The sequence below is a fragment of the Bradyrhizobium liaoningense genome, from assembly GCF_018130825.1.
In the GTDB taxonomy this organism is placed as follows: domain Bacteria; phylum Pseudomonadota; class Alphaproteobacteria; order Rhizobiales; family Xanthobacteraceae; genus Bradyrhizobium; species Bradyrhizobium liaoningense_B.
The window spans coordinates 791,871-808,224 of the sequence record NZ_JAFCJS010000002.1; the positions used below are offsets into that span (position 1 = coordinate 791,871).

Annotated in this window: 18 protein-coding genes; 10 read left to right on the forward strand and 8 right to left on the reverse strand. The window is 65.0% G+C overall.

Annotated elements, in window-relative coordinates:
* Positions 1 to 86: 86 nt before the first annotated feature.
* Together JQ603_RS12105 and asd are read right to left on the reverse strand one after the other, a co-directional pair.
* A complete protein-coding gene (locus tag JQ603_RS12105; RefSeq protein ID WP_212339689.1) occupies positions 87 to 650 on the reverse strand; it encodes an NUDIX hydrolase in 564 nt (187 codons plus the stop codon).
* A gap of 64 nt (positions 651 to 714) precedes the next feature.
* Entirely contained in the window at positions 715 to 1,578 is an 864-nt protein-coding gene (asd, locus tag JQ603_RS12110) for an archaetidylserine decarboxylase (RefSeq protein ID WP_212339690.1), read from the reverse strand.
* Between the two features lie 35 nt (positions 1,579 to 1,613).
* Here asd and JQ603_RS12115 point away from each other — a divergent pair, with 35 nt between their 5' ends.
* A complete protein-coding gene (locus tag JQ603_RS12115) occupies positions 1,614 to 3,278 on the forward strand; it encodes an aminotransferase class III-fold pyridoxal phosphate-dependent enzyme (protein ID WP_212339691.1) in 1,665 nt (554 codons plus the stop codon).
* A 257-nt stretch (positions 3,279 to 3,535) separates the two neighbouring features.
* On the opposite strand, the gene JQ603_RS12120 is transcribed toward JQ603_RS12115, so the two are convergent.
* The 3 genes from JQ603_RS12120 to JQ603_RS12130 all read right to left on the reverse strand — a co-directional run bounded on the left by JQ603_RS12120 (position 3,536) and on the right by JQ603_RS12130 (position 6,207).
* Positions 3,536 to 4,195, reverse strand: coding sequence for a hypothetical protein (locus tag JQ603_RS12120; RefSeq protein ID WP_212339692.1), 660 nt, complete (start codon positions 4,193 to 4,195; stop codon positions 3,536 to 3,538).
* Positions 4,196 to 4,431: 236 nt separating this feature from the next.
* Positions 4,432 to 5,121, reverse strand: coding sequence for a class I SAM-dependent methyltransferase (locus tag JQ603_RS12125; RefSeq protein WP_212339693.1), 690 nt, complete (start codon positions 5,119 to 5,121; stop codon positions 4,432 to 4,434).
* A 33-nt stretch (positions 5,122 to 5,154) separates the two neighbouring features.
* Entirely contained in the window at positions 5,155 to 6,207 is a 1,053-nt protein-coding gene (locus JQ603_RS12130) for a glycosyltransferase family 4 protein (RefSeq protein WP_212339694.1), read from the reverse strand.
* Between the two features lie 274 nt (positions 6,208 to 6,481).
* Here JQ603_RS12130 and JQ603_RS12135 point away from each other — a divergent pair, with 274 nt between their 5' ends.
* Together JQ603_RS12135 and JQ603_RS12140 are read left to right on the forward strand one after the other, a co-directional pair.
* On the forward strand, positions 6,482 to 7,207 hold the full coding sequence (locus JQ603_RS12135) for a L,D-transpeptidase (RefSeq protein ID WP_212339695.1): 726 nt from the start codon (positions 6,482 to 6,484) through the stop codon (positions 7,205 to 7,207).
* A 112-nt stretch (positions 7,208 to 7,319) separates the two neighbouring features.
* Positions 7,320 to 7,739 (forward strand): c-type cytochrome, encoded by a 420-nt coding sequence (locus tag JQ603_RS12140; RefSeq protein WP_245003556.1) that lies wholly within the window; start codon positions 7,320 to 7,322, stop codon positions 7,737 to 7,739.
* Positions 7,740 to 7,752: 13 nt separating this feature from the next.
* Here the strand turns inward: JQ603_RS12140 and JQ603_RS12145 are convergent, their stop codons facing one another.
* Positions 7,753 to 8,148, reverse strand: a complete 396-nt coding sequence (locus JQ603_RS12145) for a nuclear transport factor 2 family protein (RefSeq protein WP_212339696.1) — start codon at positions 8,146 to 8,148, stop codon at positions 7,753 to 7,755.
* A 132-nt stretch (positions 8,149 to 8,280) separates the two neighbouring features.
* On the opposite strand from JQ603_RS12145, the gene JQ603_RS12150 reads away from it, so the two are divergent.
* Positions 8,281 to 8,766, forward strand: coding sequence for an Lrp/AsnC family transcriptional regulator (locus JQ603_RS12150; RefSeq protein WP_212339697.1), 486 nt, complete (start codon positions 8,281 to 8,283; stop codon positions 8,764 to 8,766).
* On the forward strand, positions 8,763 to 9,260 hold the full coding sequence (locus JQ603_RS12155) for a GNAT family N-acetyltransferase (RefSeq protein WP_212339698.1): 498 nt from the start codon (positions 8,763 to 8,765) through the stop codon (positions 9,258 to 9,260). The genes JQ603_RS12150 and JQ603_RS12155 overlap by 4 nt, the downstream gene beginning before the upstream one ends.
* A 32-nt stretch (positions 9,261 to 9,292) precedes the next feature.
* Here the strand turns inward: JQ603_RS12155 and JQ603_RS12160 are convergent, their stop codons facing one another.
* On the reverse strand, positions 9,293 to 9,553 hold the full coding sequence (locus tag JQ603_RS12160) for a hypothetical protein (protein ID WP_212339699.1): 261 nt from the start codon (positions 9,551 to 9,553) through the stop codon (positions 9,293 to 9,295).
* Positions 9,546 to 10,340: a DUF899 domain-containing protein gene (locus JQ603_RS12165; protein ID WP_212339700.1), complete on the reverse strand. Its 795-nt coding sequence runs from the start codon at positions 10,338 to 10,340 to the stop codon at positions 9,546 to 9,548. The genes JQ603_RS12160 and JQ603_RS12165 overlap by 8 nt, the downstream gene beginning before the upstream one ends.
* 90 nt (positions 10,341 to 10,430) lie before the next feature.
* Here JQ603_RS12165 and JQ603_RS12170 point away from each other — a divergent pair, with 90 nt between their 5' ends.
* The 5 genes from JQ603_RS12170 to JQ603_RS12190 all read left to right on the forward strand — a co-directional run bounded on the left by JQ603_RS12170 (position 10,431) and on the right by JQ603_RS12190 (position 16,334).
* Complete coding sequence (locus JQ603_RS12170; protein WP_212339991.1) at positions 10,431 to 11,651, forward strand: helix-turn-helix domain-containing protein; 1,221 nt, start codon at positions 10,431 to 10,433, stop codon at positions 11,649 to 11,651.
* A 28-nt stretch (positions 11,652 to 11,679) separates the two neighbouring features.
* The gene (locus JQ603_RS12175) at positions 11,680 to 12,318 is read left to right on the forward strand and encodes a Vgb family protein (RefSeq protein WP_212339701.1); all 639 of its coding nucleotides are present in this window, start codon (positions 11,680 to 11,682) and stop codon (positions 12,316 to 12,318) included.
* 129 nt (positions 12,319 to 12,447) lie between these two features.
* Positions 12,448 to 14,016 carry a DUF4403 family protein gene (locus JQ603_RS12180; RefSeq protein WP_212339702.1) on the forward strand — a complete coding sequence of 523 codons (1,569 nt, stop codon included), beginning with the start codon at positions 12,448 to 12,450 and terminating at the stop codon, positions 14,014 to 14,016.
* Positions 14,017 to 14,123: 107 nt separating this feature from the next.
* Positions 14,124 to 15,233, forward strand: a complete 1,110-nt coding sequence (locus JQ603_RS12185) for an ABC transporter ATP-binding protein (protein WP_212339703.1) — start codon at positions 14,124 to 14,126, stop codon at positions 15,231 to 15,233.
* A 42-nt stretch (positions 15,234 to 15,275) separates the two neighbouring features.
* Complete coding sequence (locus JQ603_RS12190; RefSeq protein WP_212339704.1) at positions 15,276 to 16,334, forward strand: ABC transporter substrate-binding protein; 1,059 nt, start codon at positions 15,276 to 15,278, stop codon at positions 16,332 to 16,334.
* The last annotated feature ends 20 nt before the right edge of the window (positions 16,335 to 16,354 follow it).

Genomic DNA, 16,354 nt, shown 5'->3' on the forward strand with positions numbered 1-16,354 from the left:
CGCAATGACGATTTGGAAGGAGCGAGTACGATCTCAACTGCACCAACTGGCGGATGCAGATTCGTCCGCGAGCAGCGCGCGACAGCTCACGCCTCGCCGCGCAGCCAGGCCTTCACCTTCTGCAGCAAACCATGTCGCAACTCATCAACGGAAGCCGCCTCAGCCGGCGTCAACGTCTGCATGGCGGCATCAATATCGTCCGCCGCCAGCGTCGGCTCCAGTGCCGGCGATGGCGCCAGTCCTGCCGCCGCGAGCGCGATCGGGCCGATCTGAGTCAGGAAGGCGCGTTCGTATTCGCGCGACAGGCGCGCGATCGCATCGTCCAGCGTCAGCCAGTCGACCGCCTTGATGTCGTTCGTCAGCTTGCGGACCGGGCCGCCGTCGGCCTCCATCCGCCAAAAATGCACGACTTTTGAGCGGCCGCCCGATTGATAGACCAGCGTGCCCAGAAACTCGTGCACGGCGACGGCGTGGCCGGTCTCCTCCAGCACCTCGCGATGCGCGGCCTCTTTCGGCGTTTCGCCGTCGTCGAGCTTGCCCTTGGGCAGGACCCATTCATTGCGCTTGCGCTGACGCACGACTGCAACCAGCGGCACCGCTCCCCGCCGCAGCACAATACCACCCGCCGCCATCACCGGCGCCCGCGCCATCGCTCACATCCAGTATCGTCGTCCCCGAAAGACGATATAGGTGGCGGGCGCGGCGGATTGAAGGCTACTTTCTCCTGAGCAGCGCTTGACCCGCGCGAATGCGCGTGCCTTCGCCAATACCATCGCAGAAGGTAAAATCGCCGGGCGCGAGGATGATGATGGTCGAGCCATGCTCGAACCAGCCGAGCTCCTCGCCCTTGCTCACCTTGACGTCGCAGGGAAAGTTGACTGGCCCGCGGGTCTGCGCGTTCAGCACCATGTCGAGGAAGTGCAGGCGGATGCTCGCAACCAGGATCGCGGCGACCGGCACCAGCGTCACCGCCTCGCCGGTCGCAAGATGCGTCCGGATCACCGCGCGTTCGTTCTTGCAGAACAGACGCTCGACCCGCTTCAGCGCAATCGGGTTGACGTTCCAGACGTCGCCATGGATCAGCGTGACGCGCTCGATATGCGCGTCATAGGGCGCGTGGAAGCGGTGATACATGCTCGACGTCAGCCGCAGCGTGACGAAGGAGCCGTTGCGGTGCTGCTCGACCAGCGCTGAGTCACCAAGCAAGTCCAGCAGCGAATAGGGCGCGCCCTTGACCTGGAACAGCTCGGTGTCGGCGATCTTCCCATGGGCACCGACGATGCCGTCGGATGGGCTGGCAACAATGGATGGGTCGGAATCAAACGGCCGCAGGCCCGGCTTCAGCTCCCGGGTGAAGCAATCGTGCAGACTCCTGAAATGGGTCTTGCGCGCCTCCGACAAATCGAGGTCGGAGAACAGCTTCCACAGCGCGATCGAGAAGTCCCGCACGAGGGGATTCTCGATCTTGGAGAACCAGCCCATGAAGCGGGTCAGCGCCGCGCGGGGGATGCGGTTGGTCAACAGGAAGTTGAGGTCTTCCTGCTGGGTGAAAGAGGCGATGAGGGCTTTGACTGTCATGAATCTGTCAGCTCACAGTATTAGCGCTTGTTGTCATGGAAACGACACTCCCGATTCTCTCGATGTCCGTGGCCGCCGCAGCGTCTGCTGCCGCCGTCTTCCCGAAGATCAAGGCGCGGGTCGAACTCTCCCGCGCCAAGCACCGCTCGCTCGCGGGGCACTCCAAGATGTCGCGCCGGGTGGCAAAGCTGCTCCCGTTCTACGAGTTCGAGGGCGACAAATACTTCGGCTGCGACGGTGCGCCTGACAACGTGGTGAAGCAGCGCAGAGATGCCTTCTTCCGCCTCGCCAAGCTCTACGCCGAGCGCTACCCCAGGGGTCGCGCGATGACGAAGGAGGCGGCGGAGACGATCTCCGACCTCAACTTCACCGAGAGCTACCGCGTGCCGTTCCAGTTCTCGCGCCTCGTCCGCGAGCACCTGGGCACCTCGACCTTCATGGAATCGTCCAGCGGCGTCACCGTCACTGATGTCGACGGCAACACCTCCTACGACCTCACGGGGTCCTACGGCGTCAACATCTTCGGCAACGACTTCTACAAGGAATGCATCGAGGGCTCCGAGAAGCGGGCGCATGCGTTGGGTCCCGTCCTCGGCCCCTACCACCCCGTCATCCTCGAGAACGTGCAGCGGCTCTGCCAGATCTCGGGCCTCGACGAGGTCTCGTTCCACATGTCCGGCACCGAGGCCGTGATGCAGGCGGTGCGGCTGGCGCGCTACCACACCAAGCGCACGCATCTGGTTCGTTTCGCCGGCGCTTATCACGGCTGGTGGGGCGACGTGCAGCCTGGCGTCGGCAATCCGATCCCCGCGCACGAGACCTACACCCTCTCCGAGATGTCCGAGAAGACGCTGCATGTGCTGCGCACACGCAAGGACATCGCCTGCGTGCTGGTCAATCCGTTGCAGGGCCTGCACCCGAACGCCAACGCGCCCGGCGATTCCTCGCTGGTCGATTCCTCGCGCGGCGGCAATTTCGATCGTGCCGCCTACACGGAGTGGCTGAAGAAGCTGCGCGAGGTCTGCGACCAGCGCGGCATCGTGCTGATCTTCGACGAGGTCTTCGTCGGCTTCCGTCTCGCCGCCGGCGGCGCCCAGGAATATTTTGGCGTCAAGGCCGACATGGTGACCTACGGCAAGAGCCTCGCCGGCGGCCTGCCGGTCGGCGTGGTCTGCGGCAAACGCGAACTGATGCGCCGCTTCCGCGACGATCGTCCCGCCGACATCTGCTTTGCCCGCGGCACCTTCAACTCGCATCCCTACGTCATGACCGCGATGGACGAGTTCCTGAGCCGGCTCGCCAGCCCGAATTTTCGCGCTGTCTATGACGGGCTGGAGGAAACCTGGAACGGCCGCGTCAGGAAGCTCAACGAGATGATGGAGGGCGCCGACCTGCCGGTGCGGTTCGCCAATTTCTCGTCGATCTGGACGGTGAAATACACCACGCCGTCCCGCTACAACTGGATGCTGCAATATTATTTGCGCGCTGAAGGCCTGGCGCTGAGCTGGGTCGGCACCGGACGGCTGATCTTCAGCCTCAACTACACCGATGCGGATTTCACCGAGGTCGCCGAACGCTTCGTCCGCGCCGCCGGGAATATGAAGGCGGATGGCTTCTGGTGGCACGACGGCGTGCTGACCAACAAGAACATCAAGCGGCAGATTTTGAGAGAGATGCTGGCCAGGCGGTTTGGGCGCTGAGGCTGGCTCTGCCCACGTAACTACTGTCATTCCGGGGCGGCTCGAAGAGCCGAACCCGGAATCTCGAGATTCCGGGTCTGGTCCTTCGGACCATCGCGGAATGACGGCATCTGTGGCAGCGCTCGATGCCACTTCCCCGCAAGCGGGGCGAGGCGAAGGAAGCACCGCATTCGCAGCCACCAACACGTGGATGCCCGGCACGAGGCCGGGCATGACGTAACCATCAGACATCGGAGTGTGTCGTGTGCGCCGCGCGCTCAGGCGTGCTGCTCTTCGAGCACGGGCTCGTTGATGAGGCCCAGCGTGTGCTCGGGGTTGAGGTGCAGGCCGGGGTCCATCAGCTCGCCGCGCATCAAAGCGAGCGGAGCGCCGCGATAGAGCATCAGGTCGTGGAAGGGATCCGTCAGGATCTTGGTCATCCAGACGAGGCCGGTCTCGACGTCGCGGATGAAGAACAGGTGCACGGTGCGGAACAGAAGACCGCCGCCGCCGACCACGAGCCAGATCTTCGCCACCTGACGCATGAAGTCGGTCGCGCTGGCCCAGGGCGTGAACAGGCCGAACAGCGTCGGATCGACGACCAGCACCAGCGGCGACAGCGCCCAGATCGCCATCAGCACCACCTTGCGCTGAAGATTGTAGCCGACCTTGATCTCTTCCTTGTACTCGTGCGTCGCCTGGTTGATGTGGTCGTAAGTGTGCGGCTCGAAGAAGAAATGACCGGCCTGGCGCGAGGTCATCGACACCAGCCAGCCGACCAGCGCGGAGACCACGGGATCGATGAACAGCCAGACATAGGCGAAGAGGAAGCTCAGCGCGCTGACGAAGTGCAGGCTCTGATTGATGCGGCTGTGGTGATAGTAGCGATGGTCGTCCCAGCGCTGGATCCGCAGCTGCTCGAGATAGTTCTTGATCATGCTCTCCCCCAAATGCTTTCGGGTTCAGGATTTACAGGGATTCGATGTAGGCCGTGTGACATCATCATTTTGTCATGTGACGATGTGCAGCGGCGCGATGACGCACGTCTTACTCTCTCTCCTCATCCCGAGGAGCGCGGCACGCGCGTCTCGAAGGATGAAGGCCGAGCTGCAGCAGCGGGGGCCTTCATGGTTCGAGACGGCGCTTCGCGCCTCCTCACCATGAGGAGCGACAGTCAGGCCGCCTTGGCGACGTCGACCTTGCGGAAGCGCACCAGCGAGAAATGACCGAGCGGCGGGATCAGGCGGCGCTCGGCGAGCTCGACGCCTTTGGCACCGGCCAGCCACTTCGCATAGCGCGACCAGGCGAACTCGGCAGTGCGGAAGCCGAACGGACGCACCACCGGCTGGAGCTTCTGCTCGATGAAGCGGCGCATGCCGGCATCCGCGCTGACCCGGGTCAGGATGATCAGCTCGCCGCCGGGACGCAGCACGCGAGCGAATTCGTCGAGCGCCTTCTCCGGATTCGGCACGGCGGTGACGACATACTGCGCCATCACCACGTCGAACGAGTTGTCGGGGAATTCGAGCTTCTCGGCGTCCATCACCGCGAGCCCCTCGACGTTCTTCAGCTTGCCCTCGGCGACGCGCTGGCGCGCCTTGTCGAGCATGGCTTCCGAAATGTCGGTGCCGAAGATGCGCAGGTGCGGCGCATAGAGCGGCAGCGAGATGCCGGTGCCGACACCGACCTCGAGCACACGGCCCCCGATCTTGTTGGTGGCTGCGATCGCGGCCGCCCGGCCCTTGGCGAACACGCCGCCGAACACGAGATCGTAGACGGGCGCCCAGCGATCGTAGGCCTGCTCGACCGTGCCGCGGGTGAGGTCGAGCTGCTGGGTGCCGTCAAGGTTCATGATCTTAGCCATCGATGAGGTTCTCGCTGTGGTTCGAAATTGAGATCAACCGCGCACCGGCCGCCGCGCCATGCGAGGCGAGGCGCGCAGGACGCGGCTGGGCTGAAGTGACGTGAGATTTCCGACGAACTGGCGCGCGCTGTTCTCCCAGGAACGCTCCAGCGCGAAATTACGGCAGGTCTCGCGCGACATGGTGAGTGCGCGCAGGCACGCGGTACGCAAATCGTGGTCGATCGCGCCGATCGGATGATCGGCGATGACGTCCTTGGGACCCGTCACCGGAAACGCCGCAACCGGCGTGCCGCAGGCGAGCGCCTCGAGCTGCACCACGCCAAAGGTGTCGGTCAGGCTCGGGAACACGAACACGTCGGCGGCGGCCAGATGCGCGGTGAGATCCGCGCCCTTCTTCTCGCCGAGGAAGACGGCATCAGGATACTTCTTCTCCAGCGCCGCCTTCTGCGGACCATCGCCGACGACGACCTTGGTGCCGGGCAGGTCGAGCGAGAGAAACGCTTCGAGATTCTTCTCCACCGCGACGCGGCCCATGGTCATGAAGATCGGGCCCGGGAGGTCGAGCTTGGCGGGATGATCGGGATGGAACAGCTCTGTGTTGACGCCGCGCGTCCAGAAGCCGAGCCGCTTGAAGCCGCGCTCCGACAGCTCCTGCCGCAGCGAGGGCGTCGCCACCATGGTCATGGCGGCGGCATCGTGGAAATGGCGCAGCACGGCATAGCCGACGGCATCGGGGATGCCCGTCCGCACCGAGACGTATTCCGGGAAGCGCGTCGTATAGGAGGTGGTGAAGGCGAGTCCGTTGCGGCGGCAATAGGCCCGCGCGGCCCAGCCGATCGGGCCTTCGGTTGCGATGTGCAGCGCTTCGGGCGCCGCCTTTTCGATCCGCCGCGCGATTTCTTTGCTGCTCGGCAGTGCGATGCGCAGGCCCGGATAGGTCGGCAGCGGCCAGGAGGGAAAGCCGTCCGGGGTGAGGAAGTCGATCTCGACATCGAGCGCCTCGGCCGCGTTCGCCAGCGAGGTCAGGGTGCGGACCACACCGTTGACCTGCGGATGCCAGGCGTCCGTCGCGATTAATACCCGCATGGGGAAATCCCGAGAGTTTGATGATTCTCGGCTTTCGACCATCAACCAAGGATATTTCAGGCGTGTGACGTCATAGAAGTGTCGGCCCGCTGTTTTGTTCGTTAACGGAGCCCTGCAGCCACGAAACTGTCATGAAACAATCCTTGCCGCGATGAAACCGTTTTCGGTTTTCCGCGCAAACGTCCCGAAACTTGTTTCCCTTAGTGATTTACGCAACGGAGCACCGCAACGGTGCCGGGGTGACCACGAACACCCGCGCAAACAGGGGCGATCAATGTTCAATCTGGGCACGTTCAAGACGTATTCGCGCGCCGTTGCTTTTGGCGCAGTCGCGATCTCCGCGATCGCATTCGCAGGTCCGGCCAAGGCCGCGCCGGTGCAGCTCTTCCCGTTCTTCCAGCCGCTGCCGCCGATGGCCGCGCCGCAGCCGCTGCAACCCTATCAGCCGTATCAGCCCTATCAGGCGCCAACCTACCAGACCGAGCCGTCCGATGATCAGGACGTGGTCGAGACGCCGGCCCGCTTCCGCCGCCAGACCGTCGCTTACGCGACGCGCGAGGCGCCGGGCACGATCATCATCGATACGCCCAACACCTATCTCTATTACGTGCTCGGCAACGGCCAGGCGCTGCGCTACGGCATCGGCGTCGGCCGCGACGGTTTCACATGGTCGGGCATCCAGTCGGTGACCAGGAAGGCCGAGTGGCCGGCCTGGACCCCGCCGCCGGAAATGATCGCCCGCCAGCCCTATCTGCCGCGCCACATGGCCGGCGGCCCCGGCAACCCGTTAGGGGCCCGCGCCATGTATCTCGGCGGCACCATCTACCGCATCCACGGCACCAACGCCCCCGAGACCATCGGCAAGCGCGTCTCGTCCGGCTGCATCCGCCTGACCAATGACGACGTCACCGACCTCTATTCCCGCGTCAACGTCGGCACCAAGGTGATCGTGCTGCCGATGACGGAACGCCGCGCGGATCTCGGCTCCGCGACGCGCTGAAGCGACAGGACATTGTGACGCAAACGGCCCCGGAACCCGCCGGGGCCGTTTTCGTTTGCCCTCGACATTCCGGCGCGCGCTCGCTGCGGCGCGTTTCGCCATGGAGGCGCAGATGCGACAACGCCAGCAAACATCGCCAAGCACATGGCTGCGCACGATTGTCGGTGCGGGAGCACTGACGTCGCTCCTTTCCGCCCCCTCCTCCGTGGCGCAGCAGCCGGCAAGCGATCCGGCGGCTCAGCAGGCCTTCAACAATGCCTGCCGCACCTGCCACTCCGTGAAGGAAGGCGACAACCGCCTTGGTCCCAACCTCAACAAGATCGTCGGACGCAAGGCCGGTTCGCTGCCGGACTACAATTATTCGTCCTCGATGAAAGAAGCCGGCTTCGTCTGGGACCAGGACAAGCTCACCCGCTTCATGGTCAAGCCGGACGAGGTCGTATCCGGCAACAAGATGCAGCCTTATGGCGGCATCCCGGCAGAGGAAGCGGGCAAGATCGTTGCGTATCTGCAGGCGGCGGGTGCGCAATAGGATTGCGGCGGCGCTAGGTGGCCACCGGCTCATGCCGTCGCTCGACATGGAACGATTTCGCCGTGATCAGCCAGACATCGTGGATGCGGTGATATGCGAGATAGTCAACGTACTGGAGCAGATCGATCCGAACGCGAACCTTCACTAAGGCTTGCACTGGCGACGCCAGATCGATGAGCAATACCTCCTGAAGGCGGGGTGCGTTCTTCGACTTGGGCGACGGGGTCGAGGCCAGCATCGTCCTGTAGTCGCGGACCGGCAATATCCGCAACTCGCCATCGCGAAATCCGTGGAGCTGCGCGGTCGGCGCAAAGACGCGGTCGAACTGCGAAACGTCGTTGTCGTACATCAGCGTGAAGTAGCGTTCGACGGCCTCCAGCAGAGGGGCGATGTTCGGGCTTTCGGTCATGGCTCACTCCATCAGCAACAAGATCGGAGCAACCCATCCCACGGAAAGCCGAGGCATGTCCTTGCGAACTGGGCTAGTCTCGACGGCTCGGGCGCAATATTGCGCCCTTCTCGATCCAACAGGATGCGGTTCATGCCAAAATGCGAGCTGGATGCGATCGACCGGCGCATCGTCACCGAACTCCAGACCAATGCCCGACTGAGCAACATCGAGCTGGCGGACAAGGTCGGACTGTCACCGTCGCCCTGCCTGCGTCGGGTGCGTCGACTGGAACGGGACGGCTATATCGACGGTTACCGCGCCTCCCTGCGGCGCAGCCGCCTCGGGCTCGGCTTCTCGGCCTTCCTCGGGGTCAAGATCAACGGCCATGCCAACGACCAGGCGCTGAGCTTCGAAAGGACCGTCGTTGCCATGCCCGAGGTCGTTGCCTGCCACCTCGTCTCCGGCGAAGCCGACTACCTCCTCGAGATCGTCGTGCCCGAGCTCGAGGATTACCAGCGCTTCCTCGTCGACAAGCTGCTCAACCTGCCGATCGTGCAGGAGGTTCGCAGCAGCATCGCGCTCCAGACGCTCAAGGCCGGCGCACCTCTGCCGCTGGCGCACCTGGCTTCGTCATGATCAGACTGCTGACATCCGCCGACGCGGCGCTGTATCGCCCGATCAGGCTGGAAGCCCTCGCCGCGCATCCCGAAGCCTTTGCCAGTGCGTTCGCGCGCGAGCAGGAAAAGCCGCTTGCCTGGTTCGAGGAGCGTCTCACGACGTCGGATGTCTTCGGCGCCTTTATCGCGGAGGAGCTTGTCGGCGTCGCCGGCTTCTGGCGGCAAGAAGGCGCCAAGACCGAGCACAAGGCCGTTCTCTGGGGCATGTATGTACGCCCCGATGCGCGAAAATCCGGCATGGCGCGACGCCTCGTCGACGCGGTCGCGGCACATGCCGCAGAGCGGGTCGAACAGCTCCAGCTTGCCGTCGTCAGCGAGAACGCGGCCGCTATCCGGCTCTACACGGCCGCCGGGTTCGTTGAGTACGGCCGCGAGGTGGAAGCCCTCAAGCTGGACGGCCGATACTTCGATGAAATCCTGATGGCCTTGTTCTTCGACCGAAGCGGCAAGTGACAAAAGCCATCCGGTTCTCATCGGATGGCGCCTCACCGCTCCGCGATCAACCTCAGCCAAGCCGCCGAATGAAACGCGCTCATCAAGAGATACATCGGCACCATGCCGCCGAGCAGAGACCCCTGCCCGGCACCGCACAGCATGTCCGCCGGGCCGCCACTGATCACGGCGGTCAGCATGGCCATGACCGCGAAGGTGGGCGTCGCCGCCAAGGCCAGCCATCTGGCGAGGCGGCGCGCGGCCGTCACGCCATCGCGGCTGGCGGACGCAGTTGCGCTGACGGGACTAGTCACGACCTTCCGCGGCCTCCTTGCGAAACGCTTTCTCGCCGGCATCCGAGATCTCGACCCATCTCTTGTCGGGCGCGGCGCCTTCCGCGTAGCTGTCGTGCCAGTTCCACCATTTGTAGGTCGGCGTCTGCGGATAGCCCTTCGGTGAATCCTCCCACACCTCCTGGCGGCCGAGCGGGGTGATGTCGAGATAGTTCCAGGTGCCGCCCATCTGCTCGTCACCGCGGCTCTTGATGAAATAGGTGCGGAAGATGCGGTTGCCGTCGCGGTAGAACACGTTGGTACCGTGCCACTCGTCCACGCCGAAATCGGCATCGAAGCTGTCGGTGATGGTGACCCACGGGATCTCCCAGCCCATCCGCTTCTTCAGCCTGATGATGTCGGCCTGCGGCGCGCGCGAGGCGAACACCAGCGTGGTATCGCGGGCGTTCAGGTGCGAGACATGGGCGACCTGGTCGGCCACCATGGAGCAGCCGCGGCAGGCGTGATCGGGCCAGCCGAACACACCAGGCTCGAAGAAGGCGCGGTAGACGATCAGCTGCCTCCGGCCCTGGAACAGATCAGCCAGACTGACCTTGCCGCCGGGCCCCTCGAACGCATAGGTTTTCGCAACTTCCATCCATGGCATGCGCCGGCGCTCGGCGGCCAGGGCGTCGCGGGCACGGGTATGCGCCTTTTCCTTCACGAGCAGTTGCTGGCGGGCGGCCTCCCAGTCCTGCGCCGACACCACCGGCGGGGTCTGCATGGCGGTGTGTCCGTTGGTTCCGGCTTTTTCTGCTGATGTCATCATGACTCTCCAAAGACTTTGCTTGACGTCCTGCCAACGATTTCTGGCACCAGGCGGTTGCGCGGTGGGAGTAACAAGTGTGGCGGGATTGACATGGAGTCGCTGATCACCGCCGCCGCGCGGGCGCTGGAGGCCGGCGATCCCCTCGGCGCGCTGAACCGCGTGGCGCTGCGCAACGATGCACCGTCGCTGGCGCTGCGCGGCATCGCGATGGCGCAGCTCGGCGATCTCGCCAAGGCCAAGACGCTGCTGCGCAGCGCCGCGCGCGCCTTCGGTCCGCGCGAGGCGGTGGCGCGGGCAAGATGCGTGGTGGCCGAAGCCGAGATCGCGCTGGTCTCACGCGATCTGGGATGGCCGGTGAAAACGCTCGCGGCGGCGCGCGCGACGCTCGAGAAGCACGGCGATCTCGCCAATGCGGCCCATGCGGGCCACATCGAGGCGCGCCGTCTTCTTCTGCTCGGGCGGCTCGACGAGGCCGAGCACACGCTGGCGGGGCTTGGCGCCGCACCGATTCCGCCCGCCTCCCAGGTCGTACGCGAGCTCGTGGTTGCCGGGATCGCGATCAGGCGGCTGAAAACGATGGATGCTCGCGCGGCGCTCGACCGCGCAGGCAGTGCAGCGCGGCTAGCAAAAATCCCGGCGCTCATGGCCGAGGTCGACAGCGCGAACCTGATCCTCGACACCCCGGCAGCGCGCCTGATCGCACGCGGCAGCGAACACCCGCTGCTGCTCGGAGAGGTCGAACGGCTGGCGAGTTCGACGGCGCTCGTGGTGGACACCTTCCATCACGTCGTGCGCAGGCAAGGCGTGGCCGTGCCGCTCGGAACGCGGCCGGTGCTGTTCGCACTCGCTCGCCTTCTGGCGCAGGCATGGCCCGCGGATGTCGCGCGAGAGAGATTGATTGCTGGTGCGTTTCAAGCAAGGCACGTCGATGAGTCGCACCGCGCGCGATTGCGCGTCGAGATCGGCCGGCTCCGCACCCAGCTCGGGCCGCTGGCCGACATCAGCGCGACGAAGCAAGGCTTCGTGCTGGCGCCGCGCAAGACGCGCGACGTCCTCGTGCTGGCGCGGCCCATGGAGGAAAAGCACGCCGCCGTCCTCGCCCTTCTCACCGACGGCGAGCCGTGGTCGAGCTCCGCGCTCGCCCTTGCGCTTGGGATCAGCCCGCGCACCGTGCAGCGGGCCCTCGAGGAGCTGGCGCGCTCGAACAAGGTCCAGTGCTTCGGACACGGACGGGCGCGCCGCTGGATGACGCCGCCGGTCCCGGGTTTCCCGACAGGCTTGTTACTCCCCACACCGCTCCTAAAGACGTAAGGTGCATCGCCTCACAGGGATCAACCACATGAAGCGTTCAGCCGCCGAGATCGTCAGGGAATACGGACCTTTTGACGGCGTCGAAGCCGTGCATGGCGTCACCTATGACGGCACCCATGTCTGGTTCGCGTCCGGCGACAAGCTGAATGCGGTCGATCCGTCCAGCGGCGAGATCGCACGCTCCATCGACGTCGCCGCGCATGCGGGCACCGCGTTCGACGGCCGCCACCTGTTCCAGATCGCCGAAGACCGCATCCAGAAGATTGACGCCGCGACCGGCAAGGTGATCTCCACCATCCTCGCGCCCGGTGGCGGTGGCGATTCAGGTTTGGCCTGGGCGGAGGGCTCGCTCTGGGTCGGTCAATACCGGGAGCGCAAGATCCATCAGATCGATCCGGCCACAGGGAAGGTTCTCCGCACCATCGAGAGCAAGCGCTTCGTCACCGGCGTCACCTGGGTCGATGGCGAGCTCTGGCACGGCACCTGGGAAGGCGAGGACAGCGACATCAGGAGGGTCGATCCTGACACGGGCAAGGTGCTGGAGCAGCTCGACCTGCCCGCAGGCACCATGGTCTCGGGCCTGGAGTCCGACGGCGGTGACCGCTTCTACTGCGGTGGCGGAGATCGCGGCAATGTGAGAGCGGTCCGCCGTCCGCGGCGCGGCTAGTCCCGCGATCCGCGGCAATTGCGCGTTAGCGACCGTTAACCTGTTCGCCCCAATTCCACCCCCTTGGTGCGCTCTAGCGCCCTTCTCGCCCGCCCTGTAAAATCCCCACCGGGGCGGCTTGGGGGATTGATGCGACTGACGTTGAATCTGAAGACTATCCTGATCGCCGTCGTGGTGCTCGCGGCGTCGTTCTTCATCAGCCTGAAGGCGATGGACTGGCTCGCGCCGCGCGCGACGAATTCCGCCCCGCCGGTCGCACAACTGCCACCGCTGCCGCCGGTCGCAAAGAGCTCGATCGTGGTCGCGCCGGTCGCTATTGCGCTGTCGGCGATCCGCGAGCAGGCCGAGAAGGCCGCGCCGCGCAATTTCGCCGGCAAGGCCGACAATCCGATCTCGCAGATCCTGGAGAACGCCGATATCGGCTGGACCGCGGTGCGCGGACCGATGGCGGCTGCCGGCGACAAGGACGTGCTGACGATCTCGACGCCGCTCTCCGGCAAGCTCAACGTGACCGGCTCGCTGTCGGCGAAGGCCACCGGCGCGCTCGGCGATGCGCTCGGCAGCGTGCTCGGCGGTGACGCCGCAAAGCGGATCGGCGCGGTCAACATCAAGAATCTGAACGCCAGCGCCGAGATCAAGGGCAACGTCATCGTCACCTCGCGGCCGAAGCTCGCGGCGAACTGGCATCTGGAGCCCAATCTCGGCGCCCAGGTCAATCTCGGCGACACCAACCTCAACGTCTCCGGCGCCAAGGTCAACGTGCCGGCGCAGGTGAAGCCGCTGATCGACAAGAATGTCGGCGAGCAGATCAACATCGTCTCCGAGCGCATCCGCAACGATCCCTCGCTGCGCGAGAATGCCAAAGTGCAATGGGCCAAGGCCTGCCGCTCGATCCCGCTGCAAGGCTCGGGCTCATCGGCGGCGCTGCCGCCGCTCTGGCTGGAAATGAAGCCGACCCGCGCCATCGCGGCGCAACCACGCGTCGATGCGCAGAACGTGACGCTGCTGCTCGGCCTCGAGCTCGAGACGCGCGTCACCTCGGCCCCGTCCAAACCGGACTGCCCGTTCCCGGAAAAAATCTCGATCGTGCCGCCGACCGGCACCGGCGTGAACATCGCCGTGCCGATCGACGTGCCCTTCACCGAGATCAACAAGCTCGTCGCCGCGCAGATGGTCGGCCACACCTATCCCGAGGACGGTTCTGGCCCGGTAGATGTCACCGTGAAGAGCGTCAACGTGATCCCGTCGGGCGACCGGCTGCTGATCTCGCTCCTGGTGCGCGCCAAGGAAAAGAAGAGCTGGCTCGGGCTCGGCGCCGAGGCGACCGTTCACATCTGGGGCCGGCCGATGCTCGACCAGGCGCAGCAGACGCTGCGGCTCGCCGACATCCAGCTCGCGGTCGAGTCCGAAGCGGCCTTCGGCCTACTCGGCGCGGCGGCGCGCGCCGTCGTGCCACAGATGCAGCAGGCGCTGGTTCAGAACGCGAAGCTCGACCTGAAGCCGATCGCCGCCAACGCGCGCGAGAAGATCGCCGCCGCGATCGCCGACTACCAGAAGAGCGAGGACGGCCTCAAGGTCGACGCCAGGATCGACAGCCTGACGCTCGCCGACATCGCCTTCGACTCCAAGACGCTGCGCGTGGTTGCGGAAGCCGGCGGAACGCTCAATGTGTCCGTGACGAAGCTGTCGGGGATGTAGCGCCTCGCTCACCGGGCCCGCGCGCCTCTTCGCCGCTTGCGACGCTGGCATTCTCGCCGCAGGGTGCTAGTCTCACACGGCATTGTAGGGGACAACGCGAGGACAACATGGAAGCCGGCATGGTCACGCCTGCGCCGGCGCTGGTGCGCTTTTCCGGCATTCAGAAGACCTACGATGGCGAGCACCTCGTGGTGAAGAACCTCGATCTCGACATCAGGAAGGGCGAGTTCATCACCCTGCTCGGTCCGTCGGGCTCGGGCAAGACGACCACGCTGATGATGCTGGCCGGCTTCGAGGTTCCGACCCATGGCGAGATCTACCTCGCCGACCGGCCGATCAAGAACGTGCCGCCGCACAGGCGCGACATCGGCATGGTGTTCCAGAACTACGCCCTGTTTCCGCACCTGACGATCGCGGAGAATATCGCCTTCCCGCTCTCCGTTCGCAACACGAGCAAGGCGGACGTGCAGGAGCGTGTCAACGCGGCGCTGCGCATGATCAAGATGGAAACCATGGCGCAGCGGCGGCCAGGGCAGCTGTCCGGCGGTCAGCAGCAGCGCGTCGCGCTGGCCCGCGCGCTGGTGTTCAACCCGCAACTCGTGCTGATGGACGAGCCCCTCGGCGCCCTCGACAAGCGCCTGCGGGAGCAGATGCAGCTGGAGATCAAGCAGCTGCACGAGACGATGGGCATCACGGTCGTCTACGTCACCCACGATCAGAGCGAAGCGCTCACCATGTCGGACCGCATTGCTGTGTTCAACGACGGCATCGTGCAGCAGATCGACAGGCCCGACGCGCTGTATGAGCATCCGGTGAACAGCTTCGTCGCCCATTTCATCGGCGAGAACAATGTGCTGGCCGGCACCGTCGAGACCATCGACAAGGACTATTGCCGCGTCGCGCTGGCCGGCGGCGGCGCCGTCACCGCACGGGCGGTCAATGTCTCGGGCGCGGGCGCATCGACCTCGCTGTCGGTGCGGCCCGAGCGTGTCGCGATTGTTCCGGATGGCAGCGCCGGTGAAGGACCGAACCGGCTGCCGGCAAAAGTGCAGAACACCATCTATCTCGGCGACCACGCGCTGGCCGTGCTCGAGGTCGCCGGCAACGGGGAGTTCATGGTCAAGCTTCAACCGGGAGCGCATCACAGTCTTGCACCTGGCGAAGGCGTGTCCATCACCTTCCGGCCCGAGGATTGCCTCGCCCTCGATCCCGTATGATGCAACGATCAACAGAACGCAGATGAAGAAGGAACAACGACCATGCTGAAGCGCAAGATTGGCAAGATCGCTCTGGGTTTCGCCGCGGCACTGAGCGCCAGCGCTGCGCTGGCCACGGTCGCAGAGGCGCGCGACCTCACTGTCGTGTCGTGGGGCGGCGCGTACCAGGATGCCCAGAAGAAGGTCTATTTCGAGCCGTTCAAGAAGGCGTCTGGCGCGCCGATGAACGACGAGTCCTGGGACGGCGGCGTCGGCGTGTTGCGCGCCAAGGTGCAGGGAGGTGCCGCCACCTGGGACGTCGTCCAGGTCGAGAGCGACGAGCTCGCGGTCGGCTGCGAGGAAGGCCTGTTCGAGAAGCTGGATTATTCCAAGATCGGCGGCGAGGCCGCTTACATCCCGCCGTCGGTCAATTCCTGCGGCGTCGGCGCCATCCTCTACGATTTCGTTCTCGGCTACGACAAGGACAAGCTGAAGGAGGCCCCCAAAGGCTGGGCCGACTTCTTCGATACCAAGAAGATTCCCGGCAAGCGCGCGCTGCGTCAGGGCCCGAAGACCACGCTGGAGATTGCGCTGATGGCCGACGGCGTCGCGCCGAAGGACGTCTACAAGGTGCTGGCGACCGACGAGGGCGTCGATCGCGCTTTCAAGAAGCTCGACACCATCAAGGGCGACATCGTGTGGTGGAAGGCCGGCGCCCAGCCGCCGCAACTGCTCGCCTCCGGCGAGGTGGCGATGACCTCGGTCTACAATGGCCGCATCGACACCGCCAACAAGAACGAGAAGAAGAACTTTGGCATGGTATGGGACGGCGCGCTCTTCACGCTCGACAGCTGGGTCATCCTGAAGGGCAGCCCGAACAAGGACGCGGCCTACAAGTTCCTCGACTTCGCAGGCAAGGCGGAGAACCAGTCAAAACTGTCGGAGAACATTGCCTACGGCACTTCGAACAAGGACGCCGCCGGCCGGCTCGCGCCCGCCGTCCTGAAGGATCTGCCGACGGCGCCTGACAACATCAAGAACGCGGTCGAGATCAACGTGGCCTTCTGGCTCGAGAACATCGACCGCCTGACCGAGCGCTTCAACAAATGGGCCGCGAAATAGGTCGCCACAGCACCGGCGTG

Excerpts from the sequence above, each read along its gene's own strand:
- JQ603_RS12175 (WP_212339701.1), top strand. The coding sequence starts at position 11,680 with ATGAAGCGTTCAGCCGCCGAGATCGTCAGGGAATACGGACCTTTTGAC.
- JQ603_RS12140 (WP_245003556.1), top strand. The coding sequence starts at position 7,320 with ATGCGACAACGCCAGCAAACATCGCCAAGCACATGGCTGCGCACGATT.
- JQ603_RS12155 (WP_212339698.1), top strand. The coding sequence starts at position 8,763 with ATGATCAGACTGCTGACATCCGCCGACGCGGCGCTGTATCGCCCGATC.
- JQ603_RS12115 (WP_212339691.1), top strand. The coding sequence starts at position 1,614 with ATGGAAACGACACTCCCGATTCTCTCGATGTCCGTGGCCGCCGCAGCG.
- JQ603_RS12150 (WP_212339697.1), top strand. The coding sequence starts at position 8,281 with ATGCCAAAATGCGAGCTGGATGCGATCGACCGGCGCATCGTCACCGAA.
- JQ603_RS12135 (WP_212339695.1), top strand. The coding sequence starts at position 6,482 with ATGTTCAATCTGGGCACGTTCAAGACGTATTCGCGCGCCGTTGCTTTT.
- JQ603_RS12165 (WP_212339700.1), bottom strand. The coding sequence starts at position 10,340 with ATGATGACATCAGCAGAAAAAGCCGGAACCAACGGACACACCGCCATG.
- JQ603_RS12125 (WP_212339693.1), bottom strand. The coding sequence starts at position 5,121 with ATGGCTAAGATCATGAACCTTGACGGCACCCAGCAGCTCGACCTCACC.
- JQ603_RS12180 (WP_212339702.1), top strand. The coding sequence starts at position 12,448 with ATGCGACTGACGTTGAATCTGAAGACTATCCTGATCGCCGTCGTGGTG.
- JQ603_RS12120 (WP_212339692.1), bottom strand. The coding sequence starts at position 4,195 with ATGATCAAGAACTATCTCGAGCAGCTGCGGATCCAGCGCTGGGACGAC.
- asd (WP_212339690.1), bottom strand. The coding sequence starts at position 1,578 with ATGACAGTCAAAGCCCTCATCGCCTCTTTCACCCAGCAGGAAGACCTC.
- JQ603_RS12105 (WP_212339689.1), bottom strand. The coding sequence starts at position 650 with ATGGCGCGGGCGCCGGTGATGGCGGCGGGTGGTATTGTGCTGCGGCGG.
- JQ603_RS12170 (WP_212339991.1), top strand. The coding sequence starts at position 10,431 with ATGGAGTCGCTGATCACCGCCGCCGCGCGGGCGCTGGAGGCCGGCGAT.
- JQ603_RS12190 (WP_212339704.1), top strand. The coding sequence starts at position 15,276 with ATGCTGAAGCGCAAGATTGGCAAGATCGCTCTGGGTTTCGCCGCGGCA.
- JQ603_RS12145 (WP_212339696.1), bottom strand. The coding sequence starts at position 8,148 with ATGACCGAAAGCCCGAACATCGCCCCTCTGCTGGAGGCCGTCGAACGC.
- JQ603_RS12185 (WP_212339703.1), top strand. The coding sequence starts at position 14,124 with ATGGAAGCCGGCATGGTCACGCCTGCGCCGGCGCTGGTGCGCTTTTCC.
- JQ603_RS12130 (WP_212339694.1), bottom strand. The coding sequence starts at position 6,207 with ATGCGGGTATTAATCGCGACGGACGCCTGGCATCCGCAGGTCAACGGT.